At 69.5% G+C, this 21,590-nt stretch carries 22 protein-coding genes; 15 read left to right on the forward strand and 7 right to left on the reverse strand.

Translation table 11 applies throughout. From position 1 onward, the window contains the following. Positions 1-5: 5 nt before the first annotated feature. The 4 genes from ACIRGA_RS00420 (at position 6) to ACIRGA_RS00435 (ending at position 3,339) form a co-directional block, all read left to right on the forward strand. On the forward strand, positions 6-1,121 hold the full coding sequence (locus ACIRGA_RS00420; protein WP_400935129.1) for a fatty acid desaturase family protein: 1,116 nt from the start codon (positions 6-8) through the stop codon (positions 1,119-1,121). A 10-nt stretch (positions 1,122-1,131) separates the two neighbouring features. Further along, positions 1,132-1,335: a hypothetical protein gene (locus tag ACIRGA_RS00425; RefSeq protein WP_400935131.1), complete on the forward strand. Its 204-nt coding sequence runs from the start codon at positions 1,132-1,134 to the stop codon at positions 1,333-1,335. 79 nt (positions 1,336-1,414) lie between these two features. Then, a complete protein-coding gene (locus ACIRGA_RS00430) occupies positions 1,415-2,686 on the forward strand; it encodes a sensor histidine kinase (protein WP_400935133.1) in 1,272 nt (423 codons plus the stop codon). Between the two features lie 8 nt (positions 2,687-2,694). Continuing rightward, positions 2,695-3,339 (forward strand): response regulator transcription factor, encoded by a 645-nt coding sequence (locus tag ACIRGA_RS00435; protein ID WP_125673115.1) that lies wholly within the window; start codon positions 2,695-2,697, stop codon positions 3,337-3,339. Positions 3,340-3,405: 66 nt separating this feature from the next. On the opposite strand, the gene ACIRGA_RS00440 is transcribed toward ACIRGA_RS00435, so the two are convergent. Beyond that, the gene (locus ACIRGA_RS00440) at positions 3,406-3,936 is read right to left on the reverse strand and encodes a GNAT family N-acetyltransferase (protein WP_400935137.1); all 531 of its coding nucleotides are present in this window, start codon (positions 3,934-3,936) and stop codon (positions 3,406-3,408) included. 31 nt (positions 3,937-3,967) lie between these two features. On the opposite strand from ACIRGA_RS00440, the gene ACIRGA_RS00445 reads away from it, so the two are divergent. From ACIRGA_RS00445 to ACIRGA_RS00455, 3 genes are read left to right on the forward strand one after another with little or no spacing between them, the layout of a single operon-like run. Further along, complete coding sequence (locus ACIRGA_RS00445; RefSeq protein ID WP_400935140.1) at positions 3,968-4,531, forward strand: helix-turn-helix domain-containing protein; 564 nt, start codon at positions 3,968-3,970, stop codon at positions 4,529-4,531. Positions 4,532-4,541: 10 nt separating this feature from the next. Next, entirely contained in the window at positions 4,542-5,351 is an 810-nt protein-coding gene (locus tag ACIRGA_RS00450; protein WP_400935143.1) for a DUF3626 domain-containing protein, read from the forward strand. A gap of 5 nt (positions 5,352-5,356) precedes the next feature. Beyond that, the gene (locus tag ACIRGA_RS00455; protein ID WP_126736027.1) at positions 5,357-5,767 is read left to right on the forward strand and encodes a secondary thiamine-phosphate synthase enzyme YjbQ; all 411 of its coding nucleotides are present in this window, start codon (positions 5,357-5,359) and stop codon (positions 5,765-5,767) included. Here ACIRGA_RS00455 and ACIRGA_RS00460 read toward each other — a convergent pair. Next, on the reverse strand, positions 5,705-6,703 hold the full coding sequence (locus tag ACIRGA_RS00460) for an ABC transporter permease (protein WP_400935145.1): 999 nt from the start codon (positions 6,701-6,703) through the stop codon (positions 5,705-5,707). The genes ACIRGA_RS00455 and ACIRGA_RS00460 overlap by 63 nt on opposite strands. A 127-nt stretch (positions 6,704-6,830) precedes the next feature. Here ACIRGA_RS00460 and ACIRGA_RS00465 point away from each other — a divergent pair, with 127 nt between their 5' ends. The 4 genes from ACIRGA_RS00465 to ACIRGA_RS00480 all read left to right on the forward strand — a co-directional run bounded on the left by ACIRGA_RS00465 (position 6,831) and on the right by ACIRGA_RS00480 (position 11,586). Continuing rightward, positions 6,831-7,517: an HAD hydrolase-like protein gene (locus ACIRGA_RS00465; RefSeq protein WP_400935661.1), complete on the forward strand. Its 687-nt coding sequence runs from the start codon at positions 6,831-6,833 to the stop codon at positions 7,515-7,517. A 9-nt stretch (positions 7,518-7,526) separates the two neighbouring features. Then, the gene (locus ACIRGA_RS00470) at positions 7,527-8,465 is read left to right on the forward strand and encodes a hypothetical protein (protein WP_400935146.1); all 939 of its coding nucleotides are present in this window, start codon (positions 7,527-7,529) and stop codon (positions 8,463-8,465) included. Next, positions 8,462-9,313 carry a hypothetical protein gene (locus ACIRGA_RS00475; protein WP_400935148.1) on the forward strand — a complete coding sequence of 284 codons (852 nt, stop codon included), beginning with the start codon at positions 8,462-8,464 and terminating at the stop codon, positions 9,311-9,313. The genes ACIRGA_RS00470 and ACIRGA_RS00475 overlap by 4 nt, the downstream gene beginning before the upstream one ends. A gap of 71 nt (positions 9,314-9,384) precedes the next feature. After that, on the forward strand, positions 9,385-11,586 hold the full coding sequence (locus tag ACIRGA_RS00480) for a bifunctional lysylphosphatidylglycerol flippase/synthetase MprF (RefSeq protein WP_400935149.1): 2,202 nt from the start codon (positions 9,385-9,387) through the stop codon (positions 11,584-11,586). Here the strand turns inward: ACIRGA_RS00480 and ACIRGA_RS00485 are convergent. Both ACIRGA_RS00485 and ACIRGA_RS00490 read right to left on the reverse strand, forming a co-directional pair. Then, positions 11,523-12,455 carry a hypothetical protein gene (locus ACIRGA_RS00485; protein ID WP_400935151.1) on the reverse strand — a complete coding sequence of 311 codons (933 nt, stop codon included), beginning with the start codon at positions 12,453-12,455 and terminating at the stop codon, positions 11,523-11,525. The genes ACIRGA_RS00480 and ACIRGA_RS00485 overlap by 64 nt on opposite strands. Next, positions 12,452-14,200 (reverse strand): proline--tRNA ligase, encoded by a 1,749-nt coding sequence (locus tag ACIRGA_RS00490; RefSeq protein WP_400935153.1) that lies wholly within the window; start codon positions 14,198-14,200, stop codon positions 12,452-12,454. Before ACIRGA_RS00490 ends, ACIRGA_RS00485 begins: the two co-directional genes overlap by 4 nt. 127 nt (positions 14,201-14,327) lie before the next feature. Between ACIRGA_RS00490 and ACIRGA_RS00495 the strand changes: the two genes are divergently transcribed. Next, entirely contained in the window at positions 14,328-14,684 is a 357-nt protein-coding gene (locus tag ACIRGA_RS00495; protein ID WP_400935156.1) for a VOC family protein, read from the forward strand. Between the two features lie 28 nt (positions 14,685-14,712). Then, positions 14,713-15,618, forward strand: a complete 906-nt coding sequence (locus ACIRGA_RS00500; protein ID WP_400935159.1) for a 2-hydroxyacid dehydrogenase — start codon at positions 14,713-14,715, stop codon at positions 15,616-15,618. A gap of 26 nt (positions 15,619-15,644) precedes the next feature. On the opposite strand, the gene ACIRGA_RS00505 is transcribed toward ACIRGA_RS00500, so the two are convergent. Together ACIRGA_RS00505 and ACIRGA_RS00510 are read right to left on the reverse strand one after the other, a co-directional pair. Beyond that, positions 15,645-16,580: an aminoglycoside phosphotransferase gene (locus tag ACIRGA_RS00505; RefSeq protein WP_400935162.1), complete on the reverse strand. Its 936-nt coding sequence runs from the start codon at positions 16,578-16,580 to the stop codon at positions 15,645-15,647. Between the two features lie 73 nt (positions 16,581-16,653). Continuing rightward, the gene (locus ACIRGA_RS00510; protein WP_400935164.1) at positions 16,654-17,622 is read right to left on the reverse strand and encodes a GNAT family N-acetyltransferase; all 969 of its coding nucleotides are present in this window, start codon (positions 17,620-17,622) and stop codon (positions 16,654-16,656) included. A 59-nt stretch (positions 17,623-17,681) separates the two neighbouring features. On the opposite strand from ACIRGA_RS00510, the gene yaaA reads away from it, so the two are divergent. Together yaaA and ACIRGA_RS00520 are read left to right on the forward strand one after the other, a co-directional pair. Then, positions 17,682-18,437 (forward strand): peroxide stress protein YaaA, encoded by a 756-nt coding sequence (gene yaaA, locus ACIRGA_RS00515; RefSeq protein ID WP_400935166.1) that lies wholly within the window; start codon positions 17,682-17,684, stop codon positions 18,435-18,437. 87 nt (positions 18,438-18,524) lie between these two features. Next, entirely contained in the window at positions 18,525-19,976 is a 1,452-nt protein-coding gene (locus ACIRGA_RS00520) for a trypsin-like serine protease (protein ID WP_400935168.1), read from the forward strand. 64 nt (positions 19,977-20,040) lie between these two features. On the opposite strand, the gene ACIRGA_RS00525 is transcribed toward ACIRGA_RS00520, so the two are convergent. Then, positions 20,041-21,564, reverse strand: coding sequence for a phytoene desaturase family protein (locus ACIRGA_RS00525; protein WP_400935170.1), 1,524 nt, complete (start codon positions 21,562-21,564; stop codon positions 20,041-20,043). Positions 21,565-21,590: the final 26 nt, after the last annotated feature.

Consider the following 21,590-nt stretch of genomic DNA (forward strand, 5'->3'; position numbering starts at 1 on the left):
AGGCCATGACCGGCTTGCAGGACAAGCTCACCCCCGCCCAGGTCGAGGAGTTCGGCCGCGAGCTGGACGAGATCCGGCAGCGGATCGTCGCCGATCTCGGCCAGGTCGACGTCGACTACATCCACAACGTCATCAAGACCCAGCGCGCGCTCGAGGTCGCCGGCCGCGGGCTGCTGTTCGCCGGGTTCTTCCCGCCCGCGTGGATCGCCGGGGTGACCGCGCTCTCGGTGGCGAAGATCCTCGACAACATGGAGATCGGCCACAACGTCATGCACGGCCAGTACGACTGGACGCGCGACCCGGCGCTGAGCTCGCAGAAGTTCGAATGGGACAACGTCGCCCCCGCGGAGAACTGGCGCCATTCGCACAACTACATGCACCACACGTACACGAACATCCTCGACAAGGACCGCGACATCGGTTACGGCGTCCTGCGGATGGACCAGGCGCAGAAATGGCATCCGTACTACCTGGGCAACCCGGTGTACGCGACGGCGCTGGCGTTCATGTTCCAGTGGGGCGTGATGCTGCACGACCTCGAGTTCGACCGCATCGTCAAGGGCGAGCGCAAGTGGTCGGACAACAAGGAGGTCGGCCTGAAGATGCTCAAGAAGGCCGGGCGCCAGGTCGGCAAGGACTACGTGCTGTTCCCGCTGCTGACCGGTCCGCTCGCTCCGCTGACCTTCCTGGGCAACGCCACCGCGAACCTGACCCGCAACCTGTGGGCGTTCTCGATCATCTTCTGCGGGCACTTCCCCGCCGACGTCGAGAGCTTCACCGAGGAGGAGACCGAGAACGAGTCGCGGGGCCAGTGGTACCTGCGGCAGATCCTCGGCTCGGCGAACATCACCGGCGGCAAGCTCTTCCACGTCATGACCGGGAACCTCTCGCACCAGATCGAGCACCACCTGTTCCCGGACATCCCGGCGCGCCGCTACCCGGAGATCGCCGGCGAGGTGCGGGCGATCTGCGAGAAGTACGGCCTGCCGTACAACACCGGTCCCCTGCACAAGCAGCTGTTCTCGGTGGCGAAGAAGATCGTGAAACTGGCCCTGCCGTGGAACGGTGAGCCGCGCACTCCGGCTACCGTGGAGAGCGACAAGACCCTCCGAGCGGCTTAAGGTGTCTGACATGGTCGGTCAGTTCGAAAGCACCAAGGACGTGGTCCAAGAGGTCACCGAGTCCGCGGCCACCCACATCGGCAACATCGCGACGATCATCACCGGCGCGATCCGGGACATCGCCCGCGAGACCGGCGACTGGCTGACGGACGTCATCGAGATGCGCGAGGCGTCCCAGCGGGCGCAGGAGGACGGGGCCCGCGAAGACGGCTGAGGCCGGTCTCGCGACGGAAATCCGAAGTTTACGGAAAACCGGATGGGCACGGGCGGGTGGCCACGGCAAGCTTGAAGCCATGATCACCCGCCTCGCCCCGCCCCGGTTCGCCGGTCGCGTCCTCAGCGCGCAGCTGAGCCGCGCGTACTGGGCCGAGCTCGCGTGGGTGATCATCGGCGCGCCGCTGACGCTGGCGTTGATGGCGCTCGTCGTCGTCGGGCTGGTCCTCGGGGCGGGCCTGAGCCTGCTCACCATCGGGCTGCCGGTGCTCATCGGCGTCCTGGCGGGCGCGCGGCTGATCGGCATCGCCCACATCGGCCTGGCACGCGCCCTGCTCGGGACGACGGTCACCCCACCCGCCCGGCCCGAACTGCGGCCGGGCCTCTGGAACGGCGTCAAAGGGCGGCTCGGGGATCCGCTCGGCTGGCGGTCGATCGCCTATCTGGTGATCCGGCTGCCGCTGTCGTTGATCGAGTTCTTCCTGGTCGCGTCCCTGTTCGTGTACGCGGTGAGCGCGCTGAGCTATCCGCTGTTCTGGTTCACCCTCGACGGCGAGGCCATGCCGGCGTTCGACCTCCGCGTCGACATCTGGCCCCTCACCCTGCCGCTCGCCCTCACCGGGCTGGCCGTCCTGCTGGCGATGCCGTGGGTGGTCCGCGGCCTCACCGAATTCGACCGGCTGCTGGTGCGCGGCGTCCTCGGCGCCGAGGATCTCTCCAAACGCGTACGCGATCTCGAACGCAGCCGCGCGACCGCCGTCGACGACGCGACACGGCGGCTGCGCCGGATCGAACGCGACCTGCACGACGGAGCGCAGGCCCAGCTGGTGGCGCTGGCGATGAAGCTCGGCATCGCGAAGGACGAGCTCGCCGGCGGCGGCGACATCGACCAGGTCACCACCCTGGTCACCGCCGCGCACGCCAACGCGAAACAGGCACTGGTCGAGCTTCGCGACCTCGCCCGCGGCATCCACCCTGCCGCGCTCGACGCCGGGCTCGACGTCGCACTGTCCACTTTGGCCGCGGGCTCGGGTATCGACGCGCGGATCACCGTCGACCTGCCGAGCAGGCCGTCTCCGTCGATCGAGACCATCGCCTACTTCACCGTCGCCGAACTGCTGACGAATGCCGCCAAGCACACTTCCTCCGCGATCGAGGTCGACGTGGGTATCGTCGGCGACGACCTGCGGCTCGTCGTGCGCGACGGCGGTGAAGGCGGTGCCCGGCCGGTGCGCGGCGGAGGGCTCGCCGGGATCGCCGAGCGGCTCGCGACGGTGGACGGCGGGCTCGACATCGACAGCCCTCCGGGAGGGCCTACGGTGATCAGCGCGGGAATACCATTACGGAAATAGGGGGCGGCGTGCGCGTCGTGATCGCGGAGGATTCGGCCATTCTCCGGGCGGGGCTCGTCGAACTGCTGAACCTTCGGGGGCACGAGGTCGTCGCGGCCGTCGCCGACGGCGACAGCCTGTGCGCGGCGGTTCGCGAACACCGCCCCGATGTGTCCATTGTGGATATCCGGATGCCGCCGACGCATACCGACGAAGGGCTGCGCGCTTCCATCGCACTGCGCGCGGAGCTGCCGGGATGCGCGATCCTGCTGTTCTCGCAGTACGTCGAGACGCAGTACGCGACGGAACTCCTGGCCGATCGCGCGGGCGGCGTCGGCTACCTCCTGAAGGACCGTGTCGCCGAGGTGTCGGACTTCCTCGACGCGCTCCGCCGGGTGGCCGACGGAGAGACCGTGCTCGATCCGGAAGTGGTCAGCCAGCTGTTCACCGCCACCCGGAAGACGGACGCGCTCGCGGGACTGACGCCGCGCGAGCGTGAGGTGCTGGGGTTGATGGCCGAGGGCCGGTCGAACTCAGCCATCGCGGCGGCGCTGTTCCTTTCGGCGGGCTCGGTGGAGAAGTACGTATCGAGCATCTTCGGGAAGCTGGCGCTGCCACAGTCCGAAGGGGACAACCGGCGGGTTCTCGCCGTGCTGCGCTACCTGGAGTCTTAGGCATCTCATGCGGTGAAGGACGCTTTCGCTTCGTCGCATGCGGGGAAAGTTCCCTTCGGCCCGGCCCTATCGCGGCTCCGCAGGAACCCCGTCCAGCTCGGGCAGGCAAAGCTGCACCCACGCGACATCCCGCCACGCCCCGTGCTTGTACCCGATCCGCCGGTACGTCCCCACCGGCTCGAATCCCAGCGTGCGATGCAGCCCGGCGCTCGCGTCGTTCGGCAGCACCATCCCCGCGCAGAAGTTCCGGAAGCCGCGCGACGCCAGCTCGTCCAGCAGCGCCTGATAGAGCGCGCGCCCACCACCGGTCCGCCGGCGGCCGAGCTCCAGATAAATACTGACCTCGCAAGACCAGCGATAGGAAGGCCGACCACTGAAAGGGCCTCCGTAGGCGTAGCCGACCACGCGACCTTCGTCGCCTTCGAGCACGAACCAAGCGTGCGATCGCTGCGCCTTGGCGATGCGCTCGGCCATCTCGTCCGGCTTGGGCGGCTCGGTTTCGAACGAGATCACCGTGTCGGTGACATACGGCGCGTAGATCTCCGCGCACGCCGTCGCGTCGGCTTCCGTCGCTTCCCTGATCACCATGGCAACCATAGTAACCGAGGCTGCCACTATAGTGAGCAGCATGTCGGATCCCTTGTCCGCGTCGCTCGCCGCGACGCTCCAGTCCGCGAGACTCGACCAGAACCTTTCAGCCAACGCCCTCGCCGAGTCCTCGGGGGTGTCCAGGGCGATGATCGGCAAGATCGAACGCGGCGAGGCGCAGCCGACGGCCGTCCTGCTCAGCAGGCTTTCCGCCGCGCTCGGGATGACGTTGTCCGAGCTGATCGCGCGCGCCGAACACGGCGACCGGCGGCTCGTGCGCGCCGCCGAGCAGCCGACTTGGACCGACCCTGACACCGGATACGTGCGCCGCGCGGTCTCGCCCTCGCTCGGCGGGCCACTGGAGCTGGTCGAGGTCGTGCTGCCCGCGGGCGCCGAGGCCGCCTTCCCAGCCCACACCTACACGCTGACCCACCACCAGATCTGGGTGCTCGATGGGCATCTGCGGTTCCGCGAGGGCGACGTCGAGCACGAACTCGACGTCGGCGACTGCCTGCAGCTCGGCACCCCGCAGCCCTGCGCCTATGTCAACCCGACCGGCGAACCGGTCCGATATTTGGTCGCCCTCGCCCGGCGCCACGCCTGATACTCGGATGATGAGGTCCCGGGCACTCGCGTACGTCGCGGCGAAAGCACGCGGCGGGCACGAAGCCGGGCTGCCGGTGACGGTGCACTTCCATCCCGACCGATCCACAGTGGACGGACGTCCGCTGCTGGAAGCGATGGCCGAAGACGGGTTCTACCGCAACCAGTTCGAAACCGGGACGAGCAACGGAGGGCTCACCGCGCACCCCGGCGGACACCGCTGGCGCTGGGAAAGCCGGATGTTCGGCGGCGCCTACGACGACGCGCCGCCCGCCGAACGGCCGAAGTACGGTGCGTTGAACTTCCGCCGCCGGGCGGTCGGCGGCGCGCCGAGATTCGGTTCGGCCCATTTCCGGATGGCCGCGCACACCCTCGGCAGGACGACGTTCTGCTACCCGGACAGCGTGCTGAATCCGGCGGATTTCGGCTACGGCACCAAGGTTTCCGCTCTGATCTCATTGGCGGACCAAGACGACACCGATCTTCTCGACGACTACATCGAGGCACACGTCCACGGCCCGGTCGACGTCGCGAAGGACGTCGAAGCTCTGGTGCTGGACCCGAGCCACCGCGGCACCGACGTCGAAAAGGCCGCTTCACGCCTAGGTTGCCCGGTCGAGTGGCATCCGGGTTTCCGCCTCTCCACCGAAGAACTCGCGCGGCACCCGGCGTACCGCGGCGCCGAATTCGTCGAACTCGGCCTGGCGCTCGCCGAAGACGGTCACCTCGATCCGCGTGTCCTCGGCGAAGCCCGCCACCTCGACCAGCAGGCCCTCAAACACGTCTGGCACTACGTCGCGCGCTTCGGGGCACTACCGTGATGTGCATGTATTCCACGGAGATCGAGGTGCGCACCGGCAGCGTGGCCGTGGTGCACGACCTGACCAAGGACGCCGAGGCCTTCCTGCGCGACGCGGACGCCGAGGACGGGATCCTGCACGTCTTCGTCCCGCACGCGACGTCCGGGCTGGCGATCCTCGAGACCGGCGCCGGCAGCGACGAAGACCTGCTCACGGCGCTCGACGAACTGCTCCCCCGCGATGGCCGCTGGCGGCATCAGCACGGCAGTCCCGGCCACGGCCGTGACCACGTCCTGCCCGCGCTGCTGCCGCCGTTCGCGACGATCCCGGTGCTCGGCGGGGTGATGACGCTGGGCACCTGGCAGTCGGTCTGCCTAGTGGACACCAACCTCGACAACCCGGTCCGGCGCGTCCGCTTCAGTCTTCTGGAGGGCTGACCGGCCCGGCCACAGGGCGAGCACCAGTCCCACCGCGAGCAGCCCGGCGAGCACCCACACCCCGGTCGTGACATCCGGCGCGCCGGGCACGCCCTGCAGCAGGCTCCGGAGCCCTTCCGCCGAGAACCGGAACGGCGTCCAGGACCACAGCACCGCGCGGTACGCGGGGTTCAGCAGTTCCGGCACCTGACCCGCGACGGCGGGCGCGACCAGGTACAGCGGGCCGAGGATCGCCATCGCCCGCACGCCGAGCAGCCTCAGCAACCCGGCCTGGAGAGCGGCGAATCCGGTCGCGGCCAGGAAAAGGAAGCCGAGAACGTCCCAGCCGAGCGGGAGCGTGGAGTCCCACAGCTTCAGGAATCCGGCCAGCACGCCGGTGACCAGCACTCCCGCCGTGACGATCTGCGTGAAGCGCGCGGCGGCTCCCGCGTCCCGGCCGATCCGCCGTCCGGCCAGGACCAGCACGGCGCCCGCGACCAGGCAGCCGACCCACGCCAGCGCGCTCAGCGCGAGCGGCGCGACCCTGCCCGCAGCGCTCGCGGGGTGCAGCGTTTCGATCTTCGGCGTCCCGCCGAGCGCCTGCGCGGCGCCGGTCAGCGCCTGCTGCGCGATCTGCGTCCCGGACGGGTTCACCGCCCCGGAGACCACGACCGTCGACGGAAGTTCGAGGACGCCGTAGACCTCCTTGTCCTCCAACAGTTTCCGGCCTTCCTCGGGTGAGGTCACCCGCCACGAGACCTGACCAGCGCCATGGGACGCGATGCCGTTCGCGGCCGCCTGAAGCGGTCCCGGGGGCGCGGACACGGCGAGAGGGAGACCTTCGGGCGCGACGGTGGCCTGCGCGCCGAAGGTGAGAAAGCCGAGTACGGCGGCGACCAGCGCACCGGCCACCGCGGCTAGTAAGGCGAAGGCCCCTGCGGGGCGACGGTTCGACATGACCGTCCTCCATTTATTCGTCGCTTGTTGAATTAGCTGCCAAGGTAGGCCTCGGCCGCAAAGAAGTCAACAGACGTTGAATAAGCTTCCGGGTACCGTCGCTCCCGTGACTACTCCGCACCGGCTCGTGCTGTGGGACATCGACCAGACCCTCGTGGACCTGCGCGGCATCGGTGCCGCCTGGTACACGACCGCACTCGCCGAGGTCGCGGGCGTCGAGCTGCGGGCGTTGCCGAATTTCGGCGGCCGCACCGAACGCGCCATCAGCGCGGACATCCTGACCTCGCACGGCGTCGAGCCCACCGAGGAGAACGTGCGCAAGCTGTGGCTCGCGCTGATCGCGGTCTCCGAAAGCCACGCCCCGACCCTGTCTTCGAGCGGCCGGGCGCTTCCTGGCGCCAAAGACGCGCTGAACGCCTTCGCCACGCACGGCGGCATCGTCCAGACACTGGTCACCGGGAATCTGCCGGAGATCTCGGTGCACAAGCTGACCGCGTTCGATCTGCACGAGCACGTGGACTTCGAGATCGGCGGCTACGGCTCGCTCTCGGCGCACCGGCCCGATCTGGTGCCCGCCGCCGTCGGCCACGCTTCGGCGAAACACGGCACCGAGTTCGCGCCGGAGTCGGTCGTCGTCATCGGCGACACCCCGGACGACGTCCGTGCCGCGCTCGACAACGGCGCCGTCGCGGTGGCCGTGGCGACGGGGCAGTTCAGCGCGGAGGAACTGGCCGACGCGGGCGCGCACACCGTGCTCGGCGACCTGTCCGACCTGGTAGCGGTACGTGCGGCCGTACTCGGAGGCGACAACTAAGCTCGCTTCATGGCATACCCAGGCGGCGGCAACGGCTGGCCGGAGCAGCAACCGCAGCAGCCCTATCAGCAGTATCCCCCGCAGCAGGGCCATCCACCCCAGTACCCGCAGGATCCCCAGCAGCAGTACCAGGGCTATCAGCAGCAGGGGTTCCAGCAGTTCCCGCAGCAGACGTACCAGGGTTTCGCGCCGGAGCCGCCGAAGGGCGGCAAGAAGGGCCTGTGGATCGGCCTCGGCGCGCTCGTGCTGGTGATCGCCGTCGGCGCCACGCTCTTCTTCGTCCTGCGTGACGGCGAAGAACCGCAGCCCCAGGCGGCGCCGCCGTCCTCCTCCGCGCCTCCGCCGCCGTCGTCTTCGGTGTCGAAACCGCCCGCCACGAGCAGCGGCGCACCCCAGGACAACAAAGTCCCCTCGACGACGCCCGGCTGGCAGGGGATCCTGTCAGTCAAGGACAAAACCGCCTACGACCTGCCCGCGTCGGGCTGGGAGACCAAGCCGGGCCAGATCGTCGGCTACAACGAGGGCGAGTTCAAGATGGTCATCCACGAGGCGTCGACGTACAAACTCGGCGCCTGCGCGGAATCCCGCGGCTCGAACCGCGGTGTCGTCGGCTTCGCGACCGCGGACCAGATCCCGGTCGACAACGCCGCCAGAGGCGCCGTCCGGCTCTGGATCCAGTCCGCCACCGGCAAGGCCGACGTCCCGCTGCCCGCCATCACCCCGGTGCAGATCGCGGGCGGCTCGATCCAGGCGGTCAGCTCGACCGGGACGTTCACCCCGGCCGAAACCGAGGAGTGCCGGGCCCCGAGCGTGAAGGTCACCTCCGCCGCGTTCAAATCCGGTGACCAGACCATCTGCTTCGTCATGGCCATCGACCAGGGCACCCCTGACGCGCTGCCCGAAGCGGAAGCCCAAAAGATCCTCGCGAGCCTGAGGCCTCAGCAATGACCGGCCCCGGTGGGCGCGTCGACGAACCTGGACAGTGGTTCGTCGATCCGCTCACCGGGCAACCGCTCGAAACCGAAACCGAACGGACGAGGCCGATCCCGGTCATCCGGGACACCGTTCCGCCACGCCGTCGCTTCCGGCTCAGGCCGACGCTGGGCGTCCTCGGGCTGGTCCTCGTCCTCGCCGTCGGCACCACGGCCACCTACCAGGCCAAGACCGCGCCTCCTCCGCCGTCGGCCCAGGATCTCGTCCTGCCCGACCCGGCGCCCGCCACCCGGATCGAGCCCGTGATCGCGGGCTGGCAACCGGTTCAGTCCGACGATCACCCGCTCGTCTACGACGTCCCGCCGGACTGGAAGCTCGAAGAACCCGACGTCGCCATCGGCTACGAAACCCCGGCCGGCGACCTCGTCACCCTGCAAGGCGTCGCGCGATACCGGCGTGCCTTCTGCCCCGGCTCCGATCTTTCGGCGCGCGCGATGGCGGGGTTCACCACCATCGACGAAGGCGAAGTCGGCGGCCTCGCCCAGGCGGCCGAGGAAACGACGATCCGCTGGGCCGAGGCGGCGTACGGGCGATCCCCGAAGACGGAGATCGGCAAGGCCGGGCCGGTGCCCGTCCTGGACGGCGGGACGACCGCCACCGCCGTGACCACCACCGTCGTCCCCGCCCAGGACGGGCCGTGCCCGGCGCCTTCGGTCACGATCACCGCCATCGCCCTCCCGCTGCGCGCACTGCCCGGATCGGGCCGCTACCACGTCCTTCTGGTACTGGCGGACCAGGGGATCCCCGGTGCGCTGGCCCGCGGTGTCGTCCTCAAGATGGGTGAGAGCATCCGTCGCGAGTAGCACTCCCCTAAGGGAAATATGGGTCCCGTGCCGGATGTGTCCGGGCACCTCCCACCCCTAATTTGAGTCCCATGCCAAAAGGGGGAAGCGGGACGGCCGCGCCGGGCCGGACGCACAAGATCGCCACGGTGCTGAGGCACCGGCTGCCTTTCACCACCCTCGTCACGGTGACCATGCTCGCGCTCGCCTTGGCCACGGGCGCGCTCTGGTCGGCCGCCGAGGACCGCGCGGTGTACCCGTACATCGCGTATGGGCTGCCGTCACTCGAAGCAGGCCGGTGGTGGACCTTGTTCACCGGACCGCTGTTCGCGGTCGTCCCGCTGTACTACCTGCCGATGGTGCTCAGCTTCGCGTTGTTCGCCGGGTTCGCGGAATGGCGGCTCGGCACGCGGCGGGCGATCGCCGTCGCCATCGGCGGCCAGTTCGTCAGTGTCCTGGTGGCGGTCCAGTTCCTGGCCTTGAGCCGCAACTCCGGCTGGGAATGGGCGGAACGCGTCGCGGGCAGCCTCGACGTCGGGTTCTCCGGCGGCGCGCTCGCCGCGGTCGCGGTCGCCAGCGCCACCCTGCGCCCGCCGTGGCGCCTGCGGTTACGCGCCGGGCTGTGCGTCTACGCCGGGATCGCGATCATCTTCGTCGGCACGCTCGCCGATCTCGTGCACTTCTTCGCCCTCGTCCTCGCGCTGCCGTTCGGACGGAAGTTCCTCGGCGCCAAGGACTCCGCGCGTGAGCGGAGGCCGAGCCTGCGCGAGTGGCGGTTCTACGTCGTGGCCGGTCTGCTGGTGCTGACGGTCGCCGAACTGGTGATGTCCTTCGTACCGGGCAACGGTCCCTTCGGTTCGTCCGAAGAGCTTTCGCTGTCCACCTGGGAAGTCGTCATCCTGTGCCTGATCGTGGTGCCGATCATGAACGGCCTGCGCAAGGGCAGCCAGGTCGCCTGGTGGTGCGCGATGATCCTGACCTCGTTCGTCATCCTGCAGGTGATGGTCTACGGCGGCGTGCTCACCGTCGCGGAGCTCTTCGGCGAGGACGCCGACCTGATGGATCCGCCGCTGTTCTTCGTGGACAACCTGCTGTGGACGGTCGAATTCGCATTGCTGGTCTCCTCGCGCGGCGCCTTCCGCGTGCCGTCGCGGCGGAAGCGCCGCCGTCTCGGCCGGATGGGCAACCCCGCGCTGGCCCGCACGCTGCTCAGCCGTCACGGCGGAAGCACGCTTTCGTGGATGACGACCTGGCCGCAGAACTCGTACTTCGTGGCCGCGGACGGCAAGTCCTATCTCGCCTACCGGCGCCACGCCGGGGTCGCCATCGCCCTCGGCGACCCGATCGCCCCGGACGGCGCCGCCGACCGCACGATCGCCGAGTTCATCACGATGTGCGAGAACACCGGTCTCGTGCCGTGCCTGTTCTCCGCCACCGGCGACACCACCGCCAAGACCGAGGAGCTCGGCTGGAAGCAGGTCCAGGTCGCCGAGGACACCCTGATCGAACTGGAAACGCTGGAGTTCCGCGGCAAGCGCTGGCAGGACGTGCGGACCGCGCTCAACCGCGCCAAGAAGGACGGCATCGAGTTCCGGCTCGTCCGGCTCGCCGACCAGCCGCGCTCGGTGATCTCGCAGGTCCGCGCGATCTCCGAGGAGTGGATCAGCGACAAGGGCATGCCGGAGATGGGCTTCACCCTCGGCGGGGTCGACGAGGCGATGGACCCCGAGACCCGCGTGGGTCTCGCGGTGGACGCCGACGGCGTCGTCCACGGTGTGACGTCGTGGCTGCCGGTGTACACCGGCGCGGGCGCGGTCGGCGGCTGGACGCTCGACGTCATGCGCAAACGCGCCGACGGATTCCGCCCTTCGATGGAGTTCCTGATCGCGTCGTCGTGCTTGGCCTTCCGCGAAGAAGGCGCGAAGTTCGTTTCGCTGTCCGGCGCCCCTCTGGCGAGCTCCGGCGAACCCGCGCACGCCGTCGAGCGGGTGCTCGACGCGCTCGGCACGATGATGGAGCCCTTCTACGGCTTCCGTTCCCTGCACGCGTTCAAGGCGAAGTTCCAGCCGCGCCACGTGCCGCTGTACCTCGCGTTCCGCGACGAGGCGGATCTGCCGCGGATCGGGATCGCGCTGGGCCGGGCCTACCTGCCGAACACCGGGCTGCTGCGGCTGGCGAAGCTCGCGCGGTCGGGTAAGAAGCCTCAGCGCCAAGCGGCGGACCCGCAGCCTCAACGCAACGTCGAAGGCGGCGGCGTGATGGTCTTGCGGTCGGCCTCCGGGACACCCCGGTAGGTCTTGAGGATCTTCAGGATCAGCTCGCGGTCCGCTCCGCCCGGCGCGTCCTGGCCCGAATAGACGGCCAGGGCCGCCGAGGCTTCACCCAGCTGAGGCGCGATCACGCCGACCAGGGCGCGGTGGGCGCCGCACGCTCCCGGCGGGGTGACGACCTCCGCGAGGACGATGCTCGCGGCGACCTTCTTACCGGTACCGAGCGTGAACTCGGTCGTTTGGGGTGGCTCCGCGGTGATCTTGGCCGTCAGGGGGCCGTCTTCGGGGTTGTAGGCGCTGACGGCGAGGTCGTCGACCGCCTTCTTCGCCGCGGCGAGCGGATCGGCGACCTTCACGTTCACCACGCCGCTGCCGCCGAGCCTGCTTCGTTTCTCCTGCGGGCAGTAGCCCTCCCCCACGAAGGCGCTGGCGACCATGGTGACGCCCGGGACCTGGGTGCCCTTCTCCCAGCCGTGGATCGTGCCGGGTTTCGGCGTCCAGTTCGGCGGGACGTCGTAGGCGTAGACGCCGTCCTTCCCCGCCACCGACTGCCAGCCTTCGGTCACCGGCGGCGCGACGACCTGGGGCGAAGGGGTGTAGACGAGCGGAGCCCGGGTCGTCGGAGCGCTGCTTTCCGAGGACCTGTCGCCGTTGTTCGCGAGCGCGGCGACGGCGATGACGCCGAGCGTCGCGAAGAAGCCGTACATGGCCCTACGCCCGCTCCGCGACATCGGCTGCTTCGCGGGCTTCTGCGGCTCCGGTTCGACCGGAGCCGGGGTCTCGGAAGGCGGCGTGTAGCCGGACGAGTCCGAGGGCTGATAGCCCCCGAACCCGTCCAGCGCCGCGTTGTCCTCGTAGCCCGGGGAATCCCCGCGCTTCTTGCCGAAGATCACGAACGGACGAGCTTGACCAGGTGCTCGACGACCGCGTCGACGGCGATCTCCTCGCGGTCGCCGGTGCGGCGGTCCTTGACCTCGACGACACCGTTCGCCAGGCCGCGCCCGACGACGAGGATCGTCGGCACGCCGACGAGTTCGGCGTCCGCGAACTTCACGCCGGGGGTGGCCTTGCGGTCGTCGAGGACGACCTCGATGCCGGCGGCGTCCAGTTCGGCGGCGAGCTTCTCCGCACCCGCGGCGACCGTCTCGTCCTTGCCCGCGATGACGACGTGCACGTCGAACGGCGAGACCTCGCGCGGCCAGACGATGCCGAGATCGTCGTGGTTCTGCTCGGCGAGCACGCCGACCAGCCGCGAGACGCCGACGCCGTACGAACCCATGGTGATGCGGATGGGCTTGGAGTCCGGGCCCAGCGCGTCGAGTTCGAACGCGTCCGCGTACTTGCGGCCCAGCTGGAAGATGTGCCCGATCTCGATACCGCGCGCGGCGACCAGGGTGCCCTTGCCGTCGGGCGACGCGTCGCCCTCGCGGACCTCGGCGGCCTCGATCGTGCCGTCACCGGTGAAGTCGCGGCCCGCGACCAGGTCGACCACGTGGTGGTCGCGCTCGTCGGCGCCGGTGACCCAGGCGGTGCCGTCGACGACGCGCGGGTCGAGCAGGTAGCGGACGCCGTTGTCCTTCAGCGCCTTCGGGCCGATGTAGCCCTTGACGAGGAAGGGGTTCTTGGCGAAGTCGGCCTCTTCGAGCAGCTCGAACTCGGCGGGCTCGAGCGACGCTTCGAGGCGCTTCGTGTCGACCTCGCGGTCTCCGGGGAGGCCGATGGCCAGCAGCTCCCACTCCTTCGCGCCCGGCTGACGGGTCTTCACCAGGACGTTCTTGAGCGTGTCCGCGGCGGTGAAGGTGCGGCCGAGGTCGGCGTTGTTGAGGAACGCGACCAGGGACTCGATGGTCGGGGTGTCCGGCGTGTGGTGGACCTTCGCCTCGGGCATGCCTTCGATCGGCTTCGCCTCGGGAGCGGGCGTGGTGACCGCTTCCACGTTGGCCGCGTAACCCGATTCGGTGCTGCGGACGTAGGTGTCCTCACCCGTCTCGGCGACGGCGAGGAACTCCTCGGAGGCCGAGCCGCCCATCGCGCCGGAGGTCGCCTTCACGACGACGTACTCGATGCCGAGGCGGTCGAACAGCTTGGTGTAGGCCTGGCGGTGCAGCTCGTACGACTTGCTCAGGCCCTCGTCGTCGAGGTCGAAGGAGTAGGAGTCCTTCATGACGAACTCGCGGCCGCGCAGGATGCCGGCGCGGGGACGCGCCTCGTCGCGGTACTTCGTCTGGATTTGGTACAGGACGACCGGGTAGTCCTTGTACGAGCTGTATTCACCCTTCACGGTGAGCGCGAAGAGCTCTTCGTGCGTCGGGCCGAGGAGATAGTCGGCGCCCTTGCGGTCCTTGAGGCGGAACAGTGCGTCGCCGTACTCGGTCCAACGGCCGGTGGCCTCGTAAGGCTCCTTCGGCAGCAGCGCGGGGAACTGGATCTCCTGCGCGCCGATGGCGTTCATCTCTTCACGGACGACGTTCTCGATCCGGCGCAGCACCCGCAGGCCCAGCGGCAGCCAGGAGTAGCCGCCCGGGGCCACCCGGCGGACGTAGCCGGCGCGTACCAGGAGCCGGTGGCTCGGTACCTCGGCGTCCGCCGGATCCTCACGCAGGGTGCGAAGGAACAACGACGACATCCTGGTGATCACTTCTGGGCTCCTCGCTGGAATTTACGTGCTGAGACGTTCTGCGCAGCGTAGTCACCCCGCCCCGGGCCGGTTCAACCGGTTATCGCGGGCGCCCGGTTTTGTCGGTGGGCGCCGCTAGCGTGCCGCCATGGGTATCGAGCTGGGCATGATCACGATCGACTGCGCGGATCCGCGCGGGCTCGCGGCGTTCTGGACGGAGGCGCTCGGGGTGGCGGTGGATCAGGACTACGAGGGCGAGTTCCTGATCCTGAGCCCCAAGGCGGAGAACGGGCCTGTGTTGGCGTTCCAGCGTGTGCCGGAGCCGCGCGCCGGCAAGAACCGGGTCCATCTGGACTTCGGTACGGACGACATGGAGAAGGAGGTGGACCGCCTGATCGGACTGGGCGCCAAGAAACTGGACAGGCACGAGATGCCGGGCATGGCCTGGACGGTGCTGGCAGACCCCGTCGGCAACGAATTCTGCGTCGCGACCCACGAGGGATGACGCCGGTCGCGATGGTCAGAATGGCGGTATGACGGAGCGAGCCATCCTGCCCTGGTCCGACATCGAGCTGCCCGAAGGACTGAGCGCGCGCCTCTACGACGGCTTGGGCCCGCTGCCGGACGAAGGCCTCGAGGACGTCGAGGTCTACGTGCTGCCGTACGACACCGGCGCCGAGCCGATGAAGCTGCTCGACCGGCTTCCGTCGCTGAAGCTCGTGCAGTCGTTGTCGGCCGGGGTGGAGAAGCTGATCCCGCTGGTGCCGGCGGGAGTGAAGCTGGCCAACGGCCGCGGCCTGCACGACCTCAGCGTCGCCGAGCACGCGCTGGCGCTGATCCACGCTTCACAGCGGGATCTGCCGCGCTGGTTCGCGCAGCAGGCGACGGCGTCGTGGGAGCGAGAGCACACGCGCTCGCTGGCCGACAGCCGCGTGCTGCTGGTCGGGCACGGCTCGATCGGCCAGGCCATCGAGCGGCAGCTGGTCGCGGCCGAGGCGATCGTGACCAGGGTGGCGAGCACGGCCCGGCCCGCTGAGCGGGTGCACGGCGTCGGCGAACTGGCCGAGCTGCTGCCGTCCGCCGACATCGTGGTCCTGATCCTGCCCGAAACGCCCGCGACCATGGGCCTGTTCGGTGCCGCAGAACTCGCCGCGCTGCCGGACGGCGCGCTGGTGGTGAACGTCGGTCGGGGTTCGGCGATCGACACCGGGGCTCTCACGGCCGAGACCGTCTCCGGGCGGTTGCGCGCCGCGCTCGACGTCGTGGATCCGGAACCGCTGCCCGCCGGGCATCCACTGTGGACCTCGCCGGGAGTGATCATCACGCCGCATATCGCGGGCGGGTCGGCGTCGTTCCACCCGCGCGCGAAGCGGCTGGTCGCCGAGCAGTTGCGCCGGTACGCCGCCGGGGAAGAGCCGCTGAACCTCGTGAGCGGCTAGAACCGTCTTTGGTCAAGCGGGGGCCGCTACCGCCAGTGCGTCCGGTAAGCGAGCCACTCGCGCATGGCCCCGGCGAGACGGCGCTGCGCGGCGCGGACCCCTGTCGTCGCGGGCGGTTCCGGTAACCGGCACGCTCGTTCGGCGTGCCCGGCCAGTGCGACGCCGAACGCGGTGACCGCCCAGACCGGGACGCCGGTCAGCACGGGGCGACGCCGAAGCAGCCGGTCGACGTCGGCGGGCTCGTGTCCGGCGTCGAGCAGGTACGGCACGAGCGCGACCAGATCGAGCCAGCCCGCTCCCCTCGCCGGGTAGCGCCAGTTGGTGACGAGCACCCTGCCCGGTCCGGTCCGCACGAGGTATTCGGGCTGGATGTCGTTGTGCAGCAACGTGTCCCCGGCCGACCAGGGATGCCAGGACGTCTCCAGCTGGACGAGCCGGTCGAGATTGCGGACGGCCCATCCGTCGAGATCGTCCGGCGGTTCCTTCGCGAGTTCGCGCCAGCCGCGCAGGAGCGGGCCGAGATCGTCGAGCGCGTCCGGGACGTCGGGCAGCGGGCACGGCGTGAGCGTGCGCCCGAGCGCGCCGAAGGTGGCCAGCACCGCGGAGAGGTCCGGCGATCCCGGGCGCAGGTTCGGCCTGGTGCCGTCGAAATCGGCGAACGCGAGCACCAGCCACTCGCCGTCCACAAAGGACAGCAGCTTCGGCGTGGGCGCCTCCGGGGGAAGCCGTCGCGCGATGGCGGCCTCCGTCCGGTAGCCGCCCGCTCGCGGGCTGCCCGCCGGGATCGCCTTCAGGAAGACCCAGCGATGACCGCGTTCGAGCTCGAGCCGCGCCGAGACACCGCCGTCGAATTCCGGGGTCTGCCACAGCGAACGACGGACCATCGACCCGAGCTCACGTTCGACGGCGTCACGCGTCGCCGACGGGAGGTCATGCCAGCCGAGGCGTGCGGAAACCGGCAACGCCCTACCACCCCCAGCGATCTTTCCGAGGAGATCGACTGTACCGAAATCCACCCTTTCGGGTGGCAACCGGTCAGGTCGGGACGGGTTTCACGTACCCGGCCCAGCGCTGGAACTCGCTGAACCCGACACGCTCGTAGACGCCGAGAGCGCGGTGGTTGTTGTCCTGGTCGACGTTGAGCGAGGCCCGCTGGAAACCCTTCGCCTTCGCCTGGACGAGCGTGTGCCCGAGCAGCGCACCGGCGATCCCGCGCCCGCGAAGGCCCGCGTCGGTCGCGACGTGGCTGACATACAGCTCCTTTACGCCCGTGGCGGCCTCATCGGAGGCGAAGAACGCGCTCAGCACCATCGCGACCACCCGGTCACGATCCGGGCTCAGCAGCAGGAACGACAGGTCCGGCCGGAAGTCCTTCCCGCCGACCACCAGATGCCGCCACGCTTCCGGGGACTGATCCGTACTCCCCCAGTGATCCGCGAAGGTCTCGTTGCGGGACCGCAGCGTGAGGGCCTCGTACTTCTCCTCGTACGCGACGAGCGGGAACTCCTCGGGCAGCGGTTTCGCCGCCGGAAGGGAACCGAGGTCGGCCCGCATGTCGACGAACCACCGGGCGTGTTCGTACCCGGCGGCCAGGAGCACGCCGGTGAGCCAGCGCTGCTTGGTGTTGGCCGCGGCGTGCAGTTCCAGCGGTACGTCCGGATGGGACTTCGCGTGGATCTCCTTGCCCGCTTCCTCGAACCAGCCGGTGAGGCGCGCGGCGATCGCGTCGTCGCGGTACGCGGGATGGACGAGCGTCTCGACCCGCATCATGTGCACCGGATCCGCCGCGTCACGTCGCCGGAGCAGACCGTACGCGACCAGCGTGTCGCCGTCCCAGGCGCTGGTGGTCGCGGTCGGCAGGTCGACGTTCGGCGAGCCGATCTCTTCGGCGAGATCCTCCGCGCTGTAGTGCTCCTCGATCGGCTCGGCACGCTCCGCCTCGGCGAAGGTCCCGGCCAGTCGCGGCATGTCGTCCAAGGTCAGCGGGCGCCAGGTCAGGCTCATGCGGACGAGGCTAAGGCCGCGCCTCGGAGTGACGCACTCCATTTAGTTACGCTTCCGTGGTGCTCGTGCTGCTCCCCCCTTCCGAAACCAAGGCCGCCGGCGGCACCGGCGCGCCGCTGGACCTCGGCGCGCTGTCGTTCCCGGAACTGAACCCGACCCGCGCGAAGCTGGCCGACGCGCTGGCCGAACTGGCGAGTGACGTCCCGGCCAGTGTCGCCGCGCTCGGCATCACGCCGCGGCAGGCCGACGAGGTCGCGCGCAACGCCGGACTGTGGACGTCGCCCACGATGCCCGCGCTGCGCCGCTACACCGGGGTCCTCTACGACGCGCTCGACGTGAAGTCCTTCACCAAGGCGACGCTGGCGAAGGCCGAGAAGCGCCTCGCCGTGGCTTCAGCACTGTTCGGGGTGGTCGCGGCGACCGACCCGATCCCCGCGTACCGGCTTTCCGGCGGCAACGCGCTGCCGTCGCTCGGGACCGTCCGCAGCGTGTGGAAGCCGGTTCTCGAACCGGTGCTCCAGGGTATCGACGGGCTCGTCGTCGACCTGCGTTCCGGCACCTACTCGGCGCTGGCGAAGCTCCGCCCGGACGCGGTGACCGTCCGTGTCGTGACCGAGGACGCGAAGGGCAACCGGACCACGGTGAGTCACTTCAACAAGGCGTACAAGGGACGGCTGGCCGCCGAGCTGGTGAAGTCCCGCAGCGAACCGTCCACTGTGGAGCAGCTGATGCGCGTGCTGTCGAAGGCGGGCCTCGACGTCGAACGCACCGGGGAGCACGGTATCGAGCTGTTGACCGGCGACGGGGCGCATTAGTTCCGTACCCCTACGGGCTTCTTCCTCGGTTGTTCCACCAGGCACGGATGCGGAAAGTGATTTCCAGCCACCTGGAAAGGAACCACCGTGAACAGAAGAAAACGGCTACTGGGGATCGCCACCGCCACCCTCGGCTGCCTCTCGGTCCTCCTGCCCGCGCCGGCGGCCGCCGCGGACCTGCCCGCGGTCACCCCGACGGATCAAGCGGTCATCCCCGCCGGACCGCATACGAACTCCATCGGCGGCACCCCCGCCTCGGTCCGGGACTATCCGTTCATCATCGCCGGCCTGCGCGAAGGCGGGACGCGCCCGCAGGGGCAGACCTGCACCGGGTCGGTCGTCGCGCCGCGCAAGATCCTGATCGCCGCGCACTGCAAGGCCGCGGAGGGCCAGAAGAGTTTCCTTTACGGGCTGGACGATCTCAACGCCGGTGGCGGCACGCGGATCGGCGTCGTCAGCTATGACACCCACCCGAAGTACGTCAACTTCGACCAGGGCTACGACGTCGCGGTGGTCACCACGGACGCCGACATCCCGGTGCCCGGCGGCCAGTACGCGAAGGTCGCGACGTCGGCCGACACGGACTTGAACAAGCCGGGCAAGTCCGGGCTGGGCCTCGGCTACGGCAAGAAGGACTTCAACGACGACACGCGCAACGTCGAACTGCACAAGTTCACCCTGCCGATCGTCCAGGGCAGCAACTGCAACGGCGTCGGTGCCGGCTTCAAAGACGCGACGATGATCTGCAGCGGCTACAGCGACGGCCACGTCACCATCCTGCCGGGTGACAGCGGCGGGCCACTGATCGTCGACGGCAAGGTCGTCGGTGTCGCGTCCTGGAGCCGAAGCGACTTCAAGTGGTACAGCGTTTACGGCAGGCTCAACAACGACATGGGCGACTGGGTCAAGCAGCAGATCGGCGAGCCGCAGAACCCGGAGACCTTCTCGCTCGGGGTGACGCCGTCCTCGCTCAAGGTCGAGCCGGGCAAGTACGTGTCGGCCACGGTGACCAGCAAGCCGGGCAAGAACGGCGCGGAGAAGGTCGAGCTCAGCGCTTCGGGACTTCCCCAGGGCGCGACGGCCACGTTCCAGCCCACGTCCATCACCTCGGGTGAATCGGCGAAGGTGAGCATCGAGGTTCCCGCCGGAACGGCCGAAAAGGACTACGCGGTCACGATCTCGGGCAAGGGCACCACGGACACGGCCACGACGAACCTGACGCTGACCGTCGGCAACGGCGGTCCTCAGCCCGGTGAGCTCAAGGTGAGCCTGAGCCCGGCCAGCGGGACTTCGCAGCCCGGTTTCTTCAGCAACGTCACGGTTTCCGCCACCGGCGGCACGGGCACGATCAAGCTGTCGGCGTCCGGACAGGGGCTGCCGTTCGCGCCGTTCTTCAACCCGCAGACGATCTCGAGCGGCGGCAGCTCGACGATGCAGGTGGTCGCGCCGTTCCAGCGCGGCACGTACCCGGTGACCGTCACCGCGACGGACTCGGCGGGCAAGACCTCCACCGCCGTCTACACCCTGACCGTCCAGTAGCGGGACAAGTCCGTGAAGGCCTCCTTGAGGGACTCTGGATCCCTCAAGGAGGCCTTCACGGACTTCAGGAACCAGCCAGCACCGCCATCGCCGCATTGTGCCCGGGGATACCCGAGACACCACCGCCCCGCACGGCCCCGGCACCGCAGACCAGCACCCGGTCATGCGCGGTCTCGACACCCCAAAGCCCCACCTGAGCGCCATCCGCGGCATAAGGCCACGAAAGATCGCGGTGGAAGATGTGTCCCGCGGGCAGCCCGAGTTCGGCTTCGAGGTCCAGCGGTGTCTTCGCCTCGACGCACAACCGGCCGTCCGGCGCACGCAGCACACAGTCCTCGATCGGCTCGGCCAGCACACTGTCCAAAGAGGACAACGTCGCCCGCAAAGCCTCGTCACGCGCGGCGTCGTTGCGTCCCTCGAACAGCCGGGCGGGCATGTGCAGCCCGAACAACGTCAGCGTCTGCACCCCGGCGGCCTGTTCGGCCGGGCCGAGGATCGACGGATCGGTCAGCGAATGGCAGTAGATCTCGCACGGCGGCAGCGACGGGATCCGGCCCGCGGCGGCCTCGGCGTAGGCCGTCGCCAGCTGCTCGTAACCCTCGTTGACATGGAACGTGCCGCCGAACGCCTCTCGCGGATCGACACTCGCATCGCGCAGCCGCGGCAGCCGTGACAGCACCATGTTCACCTTGAGCTGCGCGCCTTCCGGCGCTTCCGGCGGTTCCTCCCCCAGCAGGCGCGCGAGCGTCCGCGGCGCGACGTTCGACAGCACATGCCCGCCCCGCACGGTGAATTCGTCGTCGCCGAGCCGGTAACGCACTGATCCGCCGGGATCGATCGACAGCACCTCGGCACCGGTCACCAGCCGCGCCCCGGCCGTCCGCGCGGCCGACGCGAGCGCCCCGGTGACCGCGCCCATCCCGCCCACCGGCACGTCCCAGTCACCGGTCTCGTTGCCGATCACGTGGTACAGCAGGCAAAGGTTCTGCCGGAAGTCGCCGGCACCGGCGAATGTGCCGATCAGGGCGTCGGTCAGGACGACGCCGCGGACGGTGTCGTCGCCGAACATCCCGGTGAGCGTCTCCGAGATCGGCCGTTCGAAAAGCGCGTCCCACGCCTCCGGCTCGATACCCGAACGCAGCTCCTCCCTGGAGACCAGTGGCTCGGTCAGGGTCGGGAACGTCCGCTCGGCGACCTGGGACGTCATCGCGTAGAACCGTCGCCACGCCTCGAAGTCCTTTGTGGACCCGGTGAGCGCGGAGAACGACGACGCGGTACGGCCGTCGTCGCCCGTGTCGACAAGGAGACCGCCGTCGCCGACGGGCGTGTACGACGACATCCGCCGCCGCCGGAGATCGAGGCCGAGCCCGAGATCCGCGATGATCTTGCGCGGCAGCAGGCTCACCAGGTACGAGTACCGCGACAGCCGGACGTCGACGCCGGGGAAGGCCCGGAAGGAGACCGCCGCCCCGCCGACCTCGTCGCGCCGTTCCAGCACCAGCACCGAGCGGCCCGCCCCGGCCAGGTAGGCGGCCGCCACCAGGCCGTTGTGCCCGCCACCGGCGATCACGGCATCGTAGGACTCCATCCAAGACCTCCCAGCGAAAACGACAG

This window comes from Amycolatopsis sp. NPDC102389 (assembly GCF_044765885.1).
Taxonomy (GTDB): Bacteria; Actinomycetota; Actinomycetes; order Mycobacteriales; family Pseudonocardiaceae; genus Amycolatopsis.

Bases quoted from the DNA above. Each gene is read 5' to 3' on its own strand.
- ACIRGA_RS00420 (WP_400935129.1), top strand. From the start codon at position 6: ATGACCGGCTTGCAGGACAAGCTCACCCCCGCCCAGGTCGAGGAGTTC.
- ACIRGA_RS00425 (WP_400935131.1), top strand. From the start codon at position 1,132: ATGGTCGGTCAGTTCGAAAGCACCAAGGACGTGGTCCAAGAGGTCACC.
- ACIRGA_RS00430 (WP_400935133.1), top strand. From the start codon at position 1,415: ATGATCACCCGCCTCGCCCCGCCCCGGTTCGCCGGTCGCGTCCTCAGC.
- ACIRGA_RS00440 (WP_400935137.1), bottom strand. From the start codon at position 3,936: ATGGTTGCCATGGTGATCAGGGAAGCGACGGAAGCCGACGCGACGGCG.
- ACIRGA_RS00445 (WP_400935140.1), top strand. From the start codon at position 3,968: ATGTCGGATCCCTTGTCCGCGTCGCTCGCCGCGACGCTCCAGTCCGCG.
- ACIRGA_RS00450 (WP_400935143.1), top strand. From the start codon at position 4,542: ATGAGGTCCCGGGCACTCGCGTACGTCGCGGCGAAAGCACGCGGCGGG.
- ACIRGA_RS00455 (WP_126736027.1), top strand. From the start codon at position 5,357: ATGTATTCCACGGAGATCGAGGTGCGCACCGGCAGCGTGGCCGTGGTG.
- ACIRGA_RS00460 (WP_400935145.1), bottom strand. From the start codon at position 6,703: ATGTCGAACCGTCGCCCCGCAGGGGCCTTCGCCTTACTAGCCGCGGTG.
- ACIRGA_RS00470 (WP_400935146.1), top strand. From the start codon at position 7,527: ATGGCATACCCAGGCGGCGGCAACGGCTGGCCGGAGCAGCAACCGCAG.
- ACIRGA_RS00475 (WP_400935148.1), top strand. From the start codon at position 8,462: ATGACCGGCCCCGGTGGGCGCGTCGACGAACCTGGACAGTGGTTCGTC.
- ACIRGA_RS00480 (WP_400935149.1), top strand. From the start codon at position 9,385: ATGCCAAAAGGGGGAAGCGGGACGGCCGCGCCGGGCCGGACGCACAAG.
- ACIRGA_RS00495 (WP_400935156.1), top strand. From the start codon at position 14,328: ATGGGTATCGAGCTGGGCATGATCACGATCGACTGCGCGGATCCGCGC.
- ACIRGA_RS00500 (WP_400935159.1), top strand. From the start codon at position 14,713: ATGACGGAGCGAGCCATCCTGCCCTGGTCCGACATCGAGCTGCCCGAA.
- ACIRGA_RS00510 (WP_400935164.1), bottom strand. From the start codon at position 17,622: ATGAGCCTGACCTGGCGCCCGCTGACCTTGGACGACATGCCGCGACTG.
- ACIRGA_RS00525 (WP_400935170.1), bottom strand. From the start codon at position 21,564: ATGGAGTCCTACGATGCCGTGATCGCCGGTGGCGGGCACAACGGCCTG.